General features: G+C 33.3%; 1 protein-coding gene. It reads left to right on the plus strand.

What is annotated here, in order from left to right:
* Positions 1–1,378: DNA mismatch repair endonuclease MutL (gene mutL, locus F6K22_RS40225; RefSeq protein ID WP_293110703.1), on the plus strand; the 1,378-nt coding region annotated here is incomplete at its 5' end.
* Between the last annotated feature and the right edge of the window lie 321 nt (positions 1,379–1,699).

The raw sequence follows: 1,699 nt of genomic DNA on the forward strand, positions 1-1,699 counted from the left end.
TGTTTATAACGAGCAAGGAAAGGCTGTTGAAACTGAAAGAGTTGCTATTTCTCCAGGTACTATTGTTAAGGTTTCTAATCTTTTTGGAAAATGGCCTGTACGTCGGCAAGGAATGCCTTCTTATGCACAACAAATGCGAGGAATACAATTAATTATTCAGCAAATATCCCTTTGTTATCCTGATGTTACTTGGCAAGTTTGGCAAGGTAGTAAATTATGGATACAAATTAGTTCTGGTTCTACAGCAAAACAAATTTTACCTCAACTTTTATCGACAATAAGATTAAGCGATTTACAATATATTCAACAAGAAATTGATGAGGAAGAAGCAGAAGAATTAAATATCGAAACAGCAAATTTTTCCCAATATCAATATTCTCAAATTTTGGATAGACAATCATTAGAATTAGTCTTAGGTTTACCAGATAGATGTCATCGTAGAAGACCTGATTGGGTAAAAATTGCTATTAATGGGAGGGTGGTAAAAATACCAGAATTAGAACAAATAATTATTAGTTCTTTAGCTCGCACTTGTCCTCGCGATCGCTATCCTATCTGTTTTCTTCATTTACAAATTTTCCCCTATCAAATTAACTGGAATCGTCATCCGGCAAAAACTGAAATTTATCTAGATAATTTGAAATTTTGGCAACAACAAATCAATCTAGTAATTGGTAAAGCATTACAATTTAGTTCGGACATAATGCCAGAATTTCCTTTGTCAGAAAAAGTAGAAAAAATTTTAAAAGTATCAGAAAATACAGGAAATTATCAAACTCGTCGATCTATAGAAGTTTCCCCAGATAATACAGAAGAAAAAAATCAAGAATTAGGATTAATAGAATTAAAAGCGATCGCTCAATTACACAATACTTATATAGTAGCAGAACATCCTAGTGGTATTTGGTTGATAGAACAACATATTGCCCATGAAAGAATTTTATATGAGAAGTTATGCGATGCTTGGCAAATAATTTCTTTGGAAACTCCTATTATTTTGCATCATTTATCATCAGCGCAAATAGAACAACTTCAACGCTTAAATATAGAAGTAGAAATTTTCGGAGATTCTATTTGGGCAGCTCGTACTGCTCCATCAATGTTAGCCAAAAGAAATGACTGTGCTGATGCTTTAATTGAACTTAGTAAAGGTGGAGATTTAGAATCTGCTAAAGTAGCTACCGCTTGTCGTAGTGCTATTAGAAATGGAACTCCTTTAAGTCTACCAGAAATGCAAAGTTTATTAAATAAATGGCAACTTACTCGTAACCCTCGTACTTGTCCCCACGGTAGACCAATTTATTTATCTTTAGAAGAATCAGCTTTAGCTCGTTTCTTTCGGCGACATTGGGTTATTGGAAAAAGTCACGGAATTTGAAGGAAAAGGCAAGAAGGAAGAGGTAATACCGTTTCACGGAAGTAAAAAGTAAAAAGTAAGATTTTGTAGGTTCAAAACTTTGATGCTACCGTAATTTCAGGCAATTATTTATCATCTGAAGTTTGAAACTATTTGTGACATTTTTAAAGTAAATTGGTATTACAAAATGCTCTGACTAAAAGTTTAAACAAGTCATACCAAGCGTGATAAATGTTTGCTACAAATATCTAGGGGAATTTTTAGGAGTCAGGAGTCAGAAGTCAGTCGGCAGAATGAATAGTTTCAATACCATTTTTTAGTTCGTAAATCATCTTTTTCTCT

Origin of the sequence: Okeania sp. SIO2F4 (assembly GCF_010672385.1) — a bacterium.
Taxonomy (GTDB): domain Bacteria; phylum Cyanobacteriota; class Cyanobacteriia; order Cyanobacteriales; family Microcoleaceae; genus Trichodesmium.